Origin of the sequence: Burkholderia territorii, from assembly GCF_902833055.1 — a bacterium.
GTDB lineage: Bacteria > Pseudomonadota > Gammaproteobacteria > Burkholderiales > Burkholderiaceae > Burkholderia > Burkholderia territorii.
Genome location: NZ_CADFEJ010000001.1, coordinates 588076 through 600478, shown reverse-complemented (window position 1 = coordinate 600478; position 12403 = coordinate 588076). Strand labels below are relative to the sequence as shown.

Sequence of the window (12403 nt, the reverse complement as noted above, 5' to 3'; positions counted from 1 at the left end):
CCTCATCGACGCATGCCCCCGGAGACTGGAATGCCCGGCAATTCCCACCCGTTGTCCAGCGATACGCCGCCTGTTGCCGACCCGGCCGCCAATCCGCTCGGGATGGCCGGACTCGAATTCGTCGAGTTCGCGGCACCGGTGCCGGACGCGCTCGCGCAACGTTTCGAGCAACTCGGGTTCAAGGCGATCGCGCGCCATGTGAGCAAGAACGTCACGCTGTACCGGCAAGGACGCATGCAGTTCCTGATCAATGCCGAGCCCGATTCGTTCGCCGCGCGTTATGCGGAGGAATACGGAATGGGCGTCTGCGCGATCGGGCTGCGCGTGGCCAGTGCGCGCCGCGCGTTCGAGCGCGCGATCGAGCTCGGCGCGTGGGCATTCGAAGGCGAGCGGGTCGGGGTCGGCGAGCTGAAGATTCCGGCGATTCAGGGCATCGGCGATTCGCACCTCTATTTCGTCGACCGCTGGCGCGGGCGGGACGGCCAGCGCGGCGGCGTCGGCGACATCTCGATTTTCGACATCGACTTCCGGCCGATCGACATCGCGACCGCGCATACGGATGTCGAGTGCGTCGGCACGGGCCTGCAGCAGGTCGACCACTTCACGCAGACGGTCGGCGCGGGGCGCATGCGCGAATGGCTCGACTTCTACCACGACCTGCTGCACTTCCGCGAAATCCACGAAATCGACGCGCACTGGCATGTATCGGAAGAATCTCGCGTGATGGTGTCGCCGTGCGGCGCGGTGCGGATTCCGGTCTACGAGGAAGGCACGCGGCGCACCGAGCTGATGCACGCGTATCTGCCCGATCACCCGGGAGAGGGCGTCCAGCACGTTGCGCTGGCGACCGACGACATCCTGGCGAGCGTCGATGCGCTGCGCGCGAACGGCGTCGAATTCATCGAGCCGCCAGCGCGCTATTACGACGAAGTCGATGCGCGGCTGCCGGGGCACGGCGTCGATCTCGATGCGCTGCGCCGCCGCGCGGTGCTGGTCGACGGCGAAATCGACAGCGGCGGCGTGCCGCGCCTGTTCTTCCAGACCTTCGTCAAGCGCCGGCCCGGCGAGATCTTCTTCGAGATCGTGCAGCGGCAGGGGCACCACGGATTCGGGGAAGGGAACCTCGCGGCGCTGGCCCGCGCGCGCGACGCCGGTTGAGCGGCACGCGCACGAGCGCGACAGCGGGGTCAGCCTGTGCGTAACCTCACGCGCCCACGGCGGGCACGCGGTTCGGCGCGGGGTCGTTCGGCGTCTTGAGCGCGCATGCGGTGCCGCCTGGCGTGTACATCGACACGACGCAGCGATTGCATGACGTGCAGCCCGACTGCGCAAGCCGGCCGTCGCGCAGCCCGTTGACGAAGTCCGGCTCGAACACGAGCGCGCGGGCGAGTGCCACCGCGTCGAATCCTTCGCGCAACGCCTGCGCGACGTTTTCGCGGGAGCGCACGCCGCCGAGGTACGCGAGCGGCATCCGGACGGCCGCGCGCACCTGCTTCGAATGCTCGAGGAAATACATTTCCCGAAACGCGCCCATCTTCGGCTCGGCGAGCTTTTGCAGCGCCATCGCGACGCGCACGATTGCGTTGTCGGCGTTCGCGCGCGCATCGCCGGGCAGCGGGCTGCCAAACAGCTGCCACACCGACTCGACGTTCATCCCGCCGCTCAGCACCAGCAGGTGCGCACCCTCGGCCTCGAGCCGCCGCGCGATCTCGCATGCATCGTCGGAGGTTCCGCCGCCGCGCACGCCTTCGGTCACGCCGATCTTGCAGACCACGGCGAGATCGCGGCCGACCGCGTCGAGCACGCGCCCCAGCACCTCGGCGGGAAATGCCGCGCGGCGCGCCGCGTCGCCGCCGTACGCGTCGCGACGACGGTTGTACAGCGGCGACAGGAACTGGCTCAGCAAATAACCGTGCCCCATGTGGATCTCGACCGCGTCGAAGCCCGCGTCGCGCGCATGTCGCGCCGCCCGTGCGAATTCGTCGGCGATCGCGGTCATCTCGTCGCGCGTCATCGCCTGCTTCAGGAAGCGGCCGCTCATCACGCCGACCTTGTTGAAGCCGCCCGACGCGCTCAACGGCCGTTTCGTCGACAGCGACGGCAGGAACGTGAAGCAGCCGCCATGCGTGATCTGCGCTGACGCCGCCGCGCCGTGACGATGGACCGCGTCGGTCAGCGCGCGGAATTGCCGGACCGTCGGCGCATCGAGGCGCGCCTGGTCGACGAACGTGCGGCCGTCATCGCTGACCGCGCAGTACGCGACGGTGGTCAGCGCGGCGCCGCCTGCGGCGATGCGCTCATGAAACCCGACGAGCGCGCGCGACGGCACGCCGTTCGGCGTCATCCCTTCGTTGGTCGCGGATTTGATCAGGCGATTGCGCAGCGTCAGCGGACCGATCTGCAGCGGGCTGAATGCGGTTTCGAACGTGGCGGGTTCCATGTCGGGCGGGCGTCGGAATGGGCACGCCGACCATTGTGCTGAGCCGGTGCGGGGCCGCATCGTCCACATGGACGACTTGCCGCCGGCGCCGCGGCCGCACCGCCTACTCGGCGGCAGCCAGCTTGCGCGCCTGCCGACGCATGCCGTCGAAGATCGCATCGGCCACGTCCGCCGGGAAATCCGCCGGAATCAGCGACGCGACGGCGGCGATCACCGGTTCCGTGCGGGCGGCCACATCGGCCATGGCCGCGCGCACGTCGTGTTCGGTCAGACCGACGCGCGTGCCTTGCGCGATCCAGTGACGCGGCTGGATGTCGCCGATCACGTAATGGCGATTCTTGCCGCACACGGCCATCGCGAGCCGTGCGCGTCGCGGCGACAGCTGGTTGCGCCGCGTGCCGATGATCGGATGCGCGGACAGCACGTCGTACAACGGCGTGCTGCGATACGTGTTGCCCGGCAGGTGCGCGATGCTGAAATTCTTCGCGTGGCCGTCGATGGCCGCGAGTACCCAGAACACGAGTTGCGTGACGAAGAAATTCCGCCGATCCAGTGCGGCATCGGCGGAATTCGCGAGGATGCCCATGATCGTCGCGATCCCCGGGCCGCCGTCGGATTCGTATTTGGCGCCCGCCGGGGTGCCGGTCGCCTGGCACATGTCCTCCTGCGGCAGCCGCAGGATCCACGTGCCGTCGCGGGACGGGCGGCGGTCGAAGCGCTCGACGATCAGCGCCTTCTGGTCGTCGAACCGTCCGATGTCGCACGCGGCAACGGGCAGCCCGTACGCGGCGACGATCTTCGAGCACAGCCATTCATTCTCGACCGACGTGCGCATGTCGGCCTGCATGTTTCCGACACGTCCCAGCGGCAGCTTGAAGATGTGCGTGGTCGGCGTGCTGCCAGCCGGCAGCAGCCAGCGCTTGCCGTTGCGTAACAGCGCGGTCTTTTCCTGCGCGCCGGCGATCGACAGGCGCAGCTCGCCGTCCGGCTCCGCGTGGCCGGGCAGCGGCGCGGCGGTCGCGTGGCGCAGCACGTCGGCCACGGCCGCTTCGTCCAGCGCGGTGCCGTCGATCGATTCGAGGTCGACCGGGGTTTCGTCCGGCGGCAACAGCTGCAGCGCGCCGACGCAATCGCGGCCGATCGACGCGAGCAGTTCGAACGGCGCCGTCGACCCGAGCCGGTAGCGCTGCGCGATGCGGCGGCGGATCGGCTGGCTATCCGGCAGCAGGTTGTCGAAGTAATCCGCGACGATCGCGCCCTGGTGCGGCTGGTTGCCCGGCGTGAACGGCAACGACAGCGACAGCGGACGCCCTTGCGGATCGTCGACCCACGCCGGCAGATAGACGAGGCGCTCGACGCCGCGCCGGGCTTCCCAGTATCCGACCGGGATGCCGTTCATCCACAGGTCGAGGCGGTCGTGGCGGGGACGGCGGCCCATCGTCACCAGTCCTCCCGCGTGCGGTTTCGGGACTTGGCCGGCGCCGCAGCAGCACGCCGTTTCCGCGCGGCGGCGGATGGCGCCTTCGCGGCGGCCGGCGGGCGGGCCGGCACGTCCGGCGAACCGGAAGTAGCTGAGGACCGACCACGCGCGGCCGATGTGCTGCTGCGCGCTGGCGCGGTGGCGCCGGGCACCGCTGTGTCGTCCGCGGTGCCAGGCACGAGCGTCAGGCGAACGCCGAGCACGTTCAGCACCTTGAAAAGCCGTTCGATGCTGACCGCGGACGGATTGGCTTCGAGCTGCGCGTACGACTGTTGCGTCACGCCGAGGCGGGCGGCGAGTTGCGCCTGCGTGAGCCCCGCCGACTTCCGGAAGCCGACGAGGATTGGGCGCAACTGGCTCAGGGTCTGGACAGGGAATGCCATGGGCTCTCCGCGAAACGACAGGCGATCGCTTGTAATCGAAAAATACAGTCTATGGTATGTATCGTCAAAATACAAACGCTAGACTGTAATTACAAAAAACAAGCGATAACCTGTCGAGCGAAAGCCCGTGGATCGGCGAACGGACGGGCGGCCCGTGCTCGCCAGCCCGGCTTCACGCCGCCCGCAGCTCGCTCGCGTCGGCGGCGCGCGCGCTTTCCGGATCGTCGTCGCCGAGCGGGATGAACGCCATGATTTCCAGATCGTGCCCCGACAACGCCGGCAGCCGGAACGGGCTCGACAGCACGTTCAGCCGCCGCACGCCGAGGTCCCGCAGGATCTGCGATCCGATCCCCGTCACACGGCCGTCGCGGCGTGCGTGGCCGGCGGGCGTTCGCATCGCGTCGCCGCGCATGTCGCAGTCGAGCAGCACCGCGACGCCGCAGCCGGCCGCATCGATCCGCTGCAGCGCCGCGTGCAGCGGCCACGAATGCGCGGAGGGTTCCGCGTCGAGCAGGTCGAGCAGCGAATGGCATTCATGCACGCGCGTCAGCACGGGCGTTGACGGATCGGGCTCGCCGCGCACGAGCGCCAGATGCGGCGCGCCCTGCACGGTGTCGCGATACTCGATCGCGCGGAACCTGCCCCACGGCGTATGCAGCGGCCGCTCGCCAACGCGTTCGACGAGCGATTCGTGTTCGCGGCGGTAATGGATCAGATCGGCGATCGTGCCGATCTTCAACCCATGATGCGCGGCGAACGCCTTCAACTCGGGCAGCCGCGCCATCGTGCCGTCGTCGTTCATCACCTCGCAGATCACGGACGCGGGCGTGAGCCCGGCAAGCGCCGCGAGATCGCAGCCGGCCTCGGTGTGCCCCGCGCGCACCAGCACACCGCCCGGGCGTGCCGCGATCGGAAACACGTGGCCCGGCTGCACGAGATCGTCGGGGCGCGCGCCCGCACGGACCGCCGCGCGGATCGTCCGCGCCCGATCGGCTGCGGAAATGCCGGTCGTCACGCCTTCGGCAGCCTCGATGCTGACGGTGAACGCGGTGCCGAACGGCGTGCCGTTGCGATCGGCCATCGGCGGCAGACGCAGCTGCTCGCAGCGCTCGGCGGTCAGCGTCAGGCAGATCAGCCCGCGCCCGAAACGCGCCATGAAGTTGATCGCGTCGGGCGTCACGTGATCGGCGGCGATCACGAGGTCGCCTTCGTTCTCGCGATCCTCTTCGTCGACGAGCAGGATCATTCGTCCCGCGCGCAACTCGTCGACGATTTCGAGCGTCGTGGCGAGCGTCATTGCGCCTCCGTCGCATCGAATGCGCGACGCAGCGCGTCGGCGCCGAAGCTCAGCACGCGATCGGCCGCATCGACCGCGCCGAGCATGCTCGCGAAGCCGTGCAGTTGCCCCGGCCAGCGCACGAGCGAGACCGGCGTGCCGGCCTGCGCGAGCCGCAGTGCATACGCTTCGGCTTCATCGCGCAACGGATCGAACTCCGCGCTCACGATCGTGGCCGGCGCCGCGCCCGACAAGTCCGCCACCGCGAGCGGGCTCGCGAGCGGCGATGCGCGCTCGGCGCCGTCGTCGAAATACTGGCGCTTGAACCAGCGCATCGCGTCGGCCGTCAGGAAATAGCCGTCGCCGAGCGATTCGTACGACGGATGCTCGGTCGCGCAATCGACGACCGGATACAGCAGCAACTGGTGCGCGATCGCGATGCCCGACCCGCGTAACTGCAATGCGGCGACCGCAGCCAGATTGCCGCCCGCGCTGTCGCCGGCCACGGCGAGCGCGCCGGCCCGTGCGCCGAGATCGCGCGCACTGGCGGCGGCCCAGCGCACGGCATCGCATGCGTCCTGAGCAGCCGCCGGGAAGCGCGCTTCCGGCGCGAGCCGGTAGTCGACCGACAGCACGAGCGTACGTGCCCGCGCGGCAAGGCTGCGGCACACGTTCGCGTGGGAATCGATACCGCATGCGACGAAGCCGCCGCCGTGGAAAAACACGGTCAGCGGCAACGGCCCGCCGGCATCGGGTCGATACAGTCGTGCGGACAACTGACGGCCCGGTGCCGGGATCCGCCAGTCCTCTTCGGCGGCGACCGCGTCGCCGGGCGCGAACGCGCTGCCTGCGGCGAGGCTCGCGCGGTACGCAGGCACGGTCAGTTGATCGAAATCGATCGCGGGCGCTTGGGCGAGCGCGGCGAGCAGCGCTTGCGCCTGAGGGTCGAGCGGCATTGGAACTCCTGTCTGAATCGGATGCGGTCTGAATCAGGTAAACCCGCGTCGCGGTTTTCCCTGAGGCCGCGCCGGACGCTTGCCGGAACGGCCTGACGGGCATTCCAGCGCAGCGGGCAGGGCGCCACATCATCCGATCGGACGATGGATCGCGCGTCCGATTGGCCAAAGCTCACCATTCAGTGAATGTCCCGATGACGTCCGAATTAAGACGCGTCTTAATCATGGCGGCGCGGATGAATCGCACCGGACACAAGTTGCATGGAGGATGGAGCGTGCTGATGGAGACGAGATGGGCTACGCAAGAGAGCCAGTCAACAAGTGAGGAGGCCGGCATCGGCGTCGCGGATTTCAGCGAACTGATGGCGCGCATCTACCAGGGACCGTTGGAAACGCCGCCGTGGGCGGGGGCGCTCGAGCTGGTTCGCCGGTTGCTGCAGGCCAACTACGTGACACTGATCCTGCGCGCCGCCGCGAGCGATCGCCGCGCGCCGCTGTCCGTGCATGCGTCGGAATTCGGCCCGGTCGTGCCGGGTGACGGCGAGGCGTCGTACAACAATTACTACTATTCGCTCGACCCGTTCGTCGGCCTGCCGGCCGATCGCGTGGTCACGGTGGATGACGTGTTCGGCGATACGGGCTGGCTGTCGAGCGAGCTGTACAAGCAGTTCCTGAAGCCGCAGGACGTGCGCTATATCCTCGGCGCCGATCTGCGCACGCCGTCGGGCGTCGAATGCCGCTTTCGTGTGTGCCGCAACCATGCGTCCAAGCAGTTCTCCGCGCGCGACAAGGCGATCTGCGCGCTGCTGCTGCCGCATCTGAAGCGGGCGGTCGAGCTGCATTCGCGGCTCGACACGGCCGAGGTCGAACGGTCGATCTACGCGAACGCGATCAACCGGATGCAGATCGGCACGATCACGCTCGACGAGAACGGCACGATCATCGACATGAACAGCGTCGCCGACGAGATCCTCAAGCAGAACAACGGTCTGACGATTGCGCGCGGCACGATCGAGGCGACCGATGCGCAGGAGAACCGCACGCTCAAGCGGCTGATCCGCCATGCGGTGATGGGTCATCACGGCACGGCGGCGGCGACCGTCGAGGCGATGCCGATCACGCGCAGTTTCGACAAGCCGCGTCTCGGGTTGCTGGTGCGCACCGTGCTGCTGTCGGACTGGTCGGAGGACAACAAGCGCCGGCCGGCCGTCACGCTGTTCCTGCGCGACCCGGACCGCAAGCCGCAGGGCGCGCAGGAAATCATCCGCAAGCTGTTCGACCTGACGCCGGCCGAGACGTCGCTCGCGCTGCTGCTGACGAACGGGCTGACGCTCGAAGAGGCGGCGGAGGAGTCGGGGATCAGCAAGAACACGGCGCGCACGCACCTGCGCGCGATCTTTTCGAAGACGGGCGTGACGCGCCAGGCGACGCTCGTGCGGATCCTGCTGGGGAGCGTCGTGCCGCTCGGTTGAACGGGGCGGTACGTCGATCGCGTGTGGATTTGTTCGCTGATCCATCGACTGCGGTTGGCGGTGCGATGTGATGCGTTGCGCTGCGGCGATCGCTGCATCATGAAGAAGAGGCTCGCGCGGTGCGAGCCTCTTTCGTTTCATGCGCTCTCACTGGGCGGGCGTCGAACGTTTCAGTCATTGCGCATCACGATGCCGCGCGCGTCGTGACGACTCTCGGAGCCGCTTGATGATCCAGAAGAGGTCGGCGTGCCCGCGCGTCGTTCGCAAATCACGAAGCGCAACCGATAAATCTCAACATTATAGAAATAATGTCAAACTATATGCCGAGGATAATTGGATATCTAACGGTTTACGTTATATTATTCACAAAATTCTCAACGTGACCCGCCATGTCCGACCTCGCCGCCGACGAATCCCGCTTGACCGCCGAAATCGACCGCCTGAAGGCCGATTTCCCGAAAACCCGCGAGCTGTATCGCGAGGTCTGCGCGTTGATGTTCTTCCGCTTCGGCATCACGCCCACCGCGAACCGCCTTTACCAGCTCGTGCGCAAGGGCAGCATGAGCACGCCGACGGCCGTCCTCGCAGAGTTCTGGGCCGAGTTGCGGGAAAAGAGCCGCGTACGCATCGAGCATCCCGACTTGCCGGCCGACCTGCAGGCGGCGGCCGGTGATCTCGTCGCCGCGTTGTGGAGCCGCTCGACTGCCGATGCCGCCGCAGCGCTCGATGCGCTACGCGCCGAAGTCGAAGCCGAGCGGGCGGCGGCGAAAGCGGAAGTCGCCGCATCGCAGGCCGACCTGTCCCGCACCGAAACCGCGCTCGAGCACCGCACGAGCGCGTTGCTGGCGGCCCAGGTGCGCATCCAGGAACTCGAGCAGGCGAGGGCGGCCGACGACGCATCGCGCCGCGCGTTGCAGGCGGAGGTCGAACGGCTGAAGTCCGACAATGCGGACGCCGATCGCGCGCTGGCGCAAGCGCGCGCCGATTTCACGTCGCAGCTCGACCGGTTGCGCGACGACGCCGGCCGCGCCGAGGAACGCCTGCGCGCATCGGAGAAACGGGCGCTTCAGGAAATCGACCGCGAACGGCTCGCGGCTGCACGCGTTCAAAAGGAACTCGACGCGGCCGCGATGCGCGCTGAACAGCGCGAGACGCAGCACCGCACGGATCTCGCGGCGCTGCAAGGGCAATTGGCCGATGCGCAACGCCGCTGCGCGGTGCTCGAAGGCCAGCTCGACGGCATGCGCGCGGCCAACGTCGCGTATGTCGGCGAGCTCGATGCATTGCGGGCCGAGCGTGCATCGCGGACCGTCGTGCGCAGGGCGCCTGGTCGCTCGGCGGGCGGCGGCCTGCGCGTCGCGAAACCGGTCGCCAGGAAGCGCGTTCCCAAACCCGCGTGACATGGGCGCCACGGTGCGGCCACAACGCATCCGCGGCATGGCGCGATTCGGGTAAAGTGCGGCTCAACTTGCCGGCTCGACGTTGCTAGACGACCGGTCTAATCGTTGCTAAGATACGCCATCATGAATGCATCTTCAGGCGCGGAAGTCCGCCAGCACATCCTGAATATCGCGAAGCCGATCATGCTCCACAAGGGGTTCTCGGCGGTCGGTCTGAACGAGATACTCGCCGCGGCGGGCATCCCGAAGGGCTCGTTCTACCATTATTTCGGCTCGAAAGAGGCGTTCGGCGAGGCGCTGCTCGAATCGTATTTCGAAGGCTATCTCGCGCATCTCGACAACCTGCTGGGCCATCAGGCCGGCACGGGCGCGCAGCGCCTGATGACGTACTGGGGCAACTGGCTGCACACGCAGTGCGCGGACGATCCGGAAGGCAAGTGCCTCGCGGTGAAGCTCGGCGCGGAAGTGTCCGATCTGTCGGAGTCGATGCGCGCGGTCTTGCGGCGCGGCACCGGCCAGATCATCGAGCGGCTCGCGGGCGGGATCGAGGCCGGGCTGGCCGACGGTTCGCTGAGCGGCGTCGACGATCCGGCGCATACGGCGGCGATTCTCTATGAGTTGTGGCTGGGTGCCACGCTGCTGGAGAAGATCCACCGGAACCGCAAACCGCTCGAACGCGCGATGCTGGAGACCCGGCGGATGCTGAATCTGCCGTCCATCGAGCCAGACGGAGCGCAGTCGTAACGTGGGCGCGCGCAGGCGCGCCTTGTTTTTTGAATGAATGCTAGACGACTGGTCTACTTACGCTGAAATCCCGTTGTTTGAATAGCGAGGGCGCGGCTCCGTCGGCCGAATTTCCGGCACGACACGCAGCCTCGCGCATCACGGTTGTCCAGGTTGATCCGTTCGTGCCCCGTGCACGTCCCTTCCCGTTGACGGAGGTCCCATGCCGCAAAGCAAGGCAGCAAACCGCAGAATCATCCTGAACGCGCGCCCGGTCGGCGCGCCTACCCCGAACGACTTCCGTACCGAAACCGGCGACGTGCCGGTGCCCGGTCCCGGCCAGGTGCTGTTGCGCACGGTCTGGCTGTCGCTCGACCCGTACATGCGCGGCCGGATGAGCGACGCGCCGTCGTATGCGCCGCCGGTCGCGCTCGGCGACGTGATGGTCGGCGGCACGGTCAGCCGCGTCGTGGCGTCGAACCTGCCCGCGTATCGCGAAGGCGACCTGGTCGTCGCGGGCGGCGGCTGGCAGGACTATTCGCTGTCCGACGGCAGCGATCTCATCGCGCTCGGCCGCGACTTCCCGCATCCGTCGCACGCGCTCGGCGTGCTCGGCATGCCGGGGTTCACCGCTTACACCGGGCTGCTGAAGATCGGCGAGCCGAAGGCCGGCGAAACCGTCGTCGTGGCCGCCGCGAGTGGAGCCGTCGGCGCGGTGGTCGGCCAGATCGCGAAGCTGAAGGGCTGCCGCGTGGTCGGCGTCGCGGGCGGCGCCGAGAAGGTTGCGTACGTGAAGGGCACGCTCGGCTTCGACGAGTGTGTCGATCACCGCGATCCGCAGTTTGCCGCCAGGTTGAAAGAGGCCTGCCCGAACGGCATCGACGTCTATTTCGAGAACGTCGGCGGTGCCGTATTCGATGCGGTGTGGCCGCTGCTCAACGATCATGCGCGCGTGCCGGTGTGCGGCATCATCGCGCATTACAACGACGCGGCGTACGACGACACCGCGGTATCGGGCGGCCGCGACCGCGTGCCGGCGCTGATGGGCACGATCCTGCGCAAGCGCATCCGGATGCAGGGCTTCATCATTCTGGATCACTATGCGACCGGCTATGCATCTTTCCTGAAGGAGATGAGCGAGTGGGTCGCGCAGGGCAAGGTGAAGACGCTCGAAGACGTGGTCCCCGACCTGGCCGATGCACCGCAGGCACTGATCGGCTTGCTCGCCGGCAAGAACTTCGGCAAGGTCGTCGTGCGCGTCGGCCCGGACGAGCTGGCCTGACACTGGCGCAACACGACACACGACGATTGCATGCTGGCGTCGCGAGACGCCGGCTTGTGGCATGCTCGATTCCGTTTCGAAAGGAGTGACAAGATGGCGCTTCACGTGATTGCTTCCCTGTTCCTGAAACCCGAACACGCGCAGGCCGCCGAGGCCGAATTGCGCGGCATGGTCGCCAAGACGCGCGTCGAACCGGGCAACCGGCGCTACGACCTGTTCCGCGAGCAGGACGGTTCGCCGAACCTGCATCTGTACGAGATCTACGACGACCAGGCCGCGTTCGACGCGCATCTCGCCAGCCCGCATTTCACGGCATTCCGCGTGAAGTCGGCCGACTGGTTCTCGGCACCGCCCGTCATCAAGGTGCTGTCGGGCATCGACGTGGCCGAGTGACGATGCAGCACCGCTGTCGCGGCGCGTTCCCGCCCGCGCCGCGCGACCGCCGTCACGCATGACGCGACGGCAATGACAACGACAACGCGGCGCAGCGTATCGATCGCGCCGTTCCCCCAATACACAGGCTCCGGAGTCTGAATGGTCACCCTCAATATCAATGGCGAGAACCGCACGGTCGATGCGCCCGACGACATGCCCCTGCTGTGGGTCCTGCGCGACGTCGTCGGCCTGACCGGCACGAAATTCGGCTGCGGGATCGCGCAATGCGGCGCTTGCACCGTGCATCTCGACGGCGTCGCCGCGCGCTCGTGCGTGCTGCCGGTCGCGGCCGTCGCGGGCCGCAGGATCACGACGATCGAAGCCGTCGGTGCGACGCCGGCCGGCCAGAAGGTTCAGCAAGCGTGGCGCGAGATCGACGTCGTCCAGTGCGGCTACTGCCAGTCCGGGCAGGTGATGGCGGCCACGGCGCTGATCGCGTCGAACCCGAACCCGAGCGACGCGGACATCGACGCGGCAATGGCCGGCAACATCTGCCGCTGCGGCACGTACAACCGGATTCGCGCGGCGGTCAAGCAAGCCGCGAAGGGGGCGTGAC

At 67.8% G+C, this 12403-nt stretch carries 12 protein-coding genes; 7 read left to right on the top strand and 5 right to left on the bottom strand.

Going from position 1 to position 12403, the window contains the following annotated elements:
- Window positions 1-30 precede the first annotated feature (30 nt).
- Window positions 31-1158 carry a 4-hydroxyphenylpyruvate dioxygenase family protein gene (locus HW466_RS02625; RefSeq protein WP_059450290.1) on the top strand — a complete coding sequence of 376 codons (1128 nt, stop codon included), beginning with the start codon at window positions 31-33 and terminating at the stop codon, window positions 1156-1158.
- A gap of 46 nt (window positions 1159-1204) precedes the next feature.
- Here HW466_RS02625 and HW466_RS02620 read toward each other — a convergent pair whose 3' ends face one another.
- From HW466_RS02620 to HW466_RS02600, 5 genes are all read right to left on the bottom strand, one after another.
- Entirely contained in the window at window positions 1205-2440 is a 1236-nt protein-coding gene (locus tag HW466_RS02620) for an NADH:flavin oxidoreductase (protein ID WP_151005446.1), read from the bottom strand.
- Window positions 2441-2543: 103 nt separating this feature from the next.
- Complete coding sequence (locus HW466_RS02615) at window positions 2544-3878, bottom strand: type II toxin-antitoxin system HipA family toxin (protein ID WP_174905383.1); 1335 nt, start codon at window positions 3876-3878, stop codon at window positions 2544-2546.
- A 2-nt stretch (window positions 3879-3880) separates the two neighbouring features.
- Window positions 3881-4303 carry a helix-turn-helix domain-containing protein gene (locus HW466_RS02610; RefSeq protein WP_174905382.1) on the bottom strand — a complete coding sequence of 141 codons (423 nt, stop codon included), beginning with the start codon at window positions 4301-4303 and terminating at the stop codon, window positions 3881-3883.
- 172 nt (window positions 4304-4475) lie between these two features.
- Window positions 4476-5600, bottom strand: coding sequence for a bifunctional 3,4-dihydroxy-2-butanone-4-phosphate synthase/GTP cyclohydrolase II (gene ribBA / locus HW466_RS02605; protein ID WP_151006951.1), 1125 nt, complete (start codon window positions 5598-5600; stop codon window positions 4476-4478).
- Window positions 5597-6535 carry an alpha/beta hydrolase gene (locus HW466_RS02600; protein WP_059507411.1) on the bottom strand — a complete coding sequence of 313 codons (939 nt, stop codon included), beginning with the start codon at window positions 6533-6535 and terminating at the stop codon, window positions 5597-5599. The genes ribBA and HW466_RS02600 overlap by 4 nt, the downstream gene beginning before the upstream one ends.
- 281 nt (window positions 6536-6816) lie before the next feature.
- Between HW466_RS02600 and HW466_RS02595 the strand changes: the two genes are divergently transcribed.
- The 6 genes from HW466_RS02595 (at window position 6817) to HW466_RS02570 (ending at window position 12402) form a co-directional block, all read left to right on the top strand.
- Window positions 6817-8007: a helix-turn-helix transcriptional regulator gene (locus HW466_RS02595; protein WP_151003362.1), complete on the top strand. Its 1191-nt coding sequence runs from the start codon at window positions 6817-6819 to the stop codon at window positions 8005-8007.
- 389 nt (window positions 8008-8396) lie between these two features.
- The gene (locus tag HW466_RS02590; RefSeq protein WP_151003364.1) at window positions 8397-9407 is read left to right on the top strand and encodes a DNA-binding protein; all 1011 of its coding nucleotides are present in this window, start codon (window positions 8397-8399) and stop codon (window positions 9405-9407) included.
- A 123-nt stretch (window positions 9408-9530) separates the two neighbouring features.
- On the top strand, window positions 9531-10151 hold the full coding sequence (locus HW466_RS02585; RefSeq protein WP_059507413.1) for a TetR/AcrR family transcriptional regulator: 621 nt from the start codon (window positions 9531-9533) through the stop codon (window positions 10149-10151).
- A 202-nt stretch (window positions 10152-10353) separates the two neighbouring features.
- Window positions 10354-11412 carry an NADP-dependent oxidoreductase gene (locus tag HW466_RS02580; RefSeq protein ID WP_059507414.1) on the top strand — a complete coding sequence of 353 codons (1059 nt, stop codon included), beginning with the start codon at window positions 10354-10356 and terminating at the stop codon, window positions 11410-11412.
- Between the two features lie 93 nt (window positions 11413-11505).
- Entirely contained in the window at window positions 11506-11805 is a 300-nt protein-coding gene (locus tag HW466_RS02575) for a putative quinol monooxygenase (protein WP_059450300.1), read from the top strand.
- A gap of 141 nt (window positions 11806-11946) precedes the next feature.
- Window positions 11947-12402, top strand: coding sequence for a (2Fe-2S)-binding protein (locus HW466_RS02570; protein WP_059467966.1), 456 nt, complete (start codon window positions 11947-11949; stop codon window positions 12400-12402).
- Window position 12403: the final 1 nt, after the last annotated feature.

Coding starts and splice junctions, on each gene's coding strand:
- HW466_RS02625 (WP_059450290.1), top strand. CDS start 31: ATGCCCGGCAATTCCCACCCGTTGTCCAGCGATACGCCGCCTGTTGCC.
- HW466_RS02620 (WP_151005446.1), bottom strand. CDS start 2,440: ATGGAACCCGCCACGTTCGAAACCGCATTCAGCCCGCTGCAGATCGGT.
- HW466_RS02615 (WP_174905383.1), bottom strand. CDS start 3,878: ATGGGCCGCCGTCCCCGCCACGACCGCCTCGACCTGTGGATGAACGGC.
- HW466_RS02610 (WP_174905382.1), bottom strand. CDS start 4,303: ATGGCATTCCCTGTCCAGACCCTGAGCCAGTTGCGCCCAATCCTCGTC.
- ribBA (WP_151006951.1), bottom strand. CDS start 5,600: ATGACGCTCGCCACGACGCTCGAAATCGTCGACGAGTTGCGCGCGGGA.
- HW466_RS02600 (WP_059507411.1), bottom strand. CDS start 6,535: ATGCCGCTCGACCCTCAGGCGCAAGCGCTGCTCGCCGCGCTCGCCCAA.
- HW466_RS02595 (WP_151003362.1), top strand. CDS start 6,817: ATGGAGACGAGATGGGCTACGCAAGAGAGCCAGTCAACAAGTGAGGAG.
- HW466_RS02590 (WP_151003364.1), top strand. CDS start 8,397: ATGTCCGACCTCGCCGCCGACGAATCCCGCTTGACCGCCGAAATCGAC.
- HW466_RS02585 (WP_059507413.1), top strand. CDS start 9,531: ATGAATGCATCTTCAGGCGCGGAAGTCCGCCAGCACATCCTGAATATC.
- HW466_RS02580 (WP_059507414.1), top strand. CDS start 10,354: ATGCCGCAAAGCAAGGCAGCAAACCGCAGAATCATCCTGAACGCGCGC.
- HW466_RS02575 (WP_059450300.1), top strand. CDS start 11,506: ATGGCGCTTCACGTGATTGCTTCCCTGTTCCTGAAACCCGAACACGCG.
- HW466_RS02570 (WP_059467966.1), top strand. CDS start 11,947: ATGGTCACCCTCAATATCAATGGCGAGAACCGCACGGTCGATGCGCCC.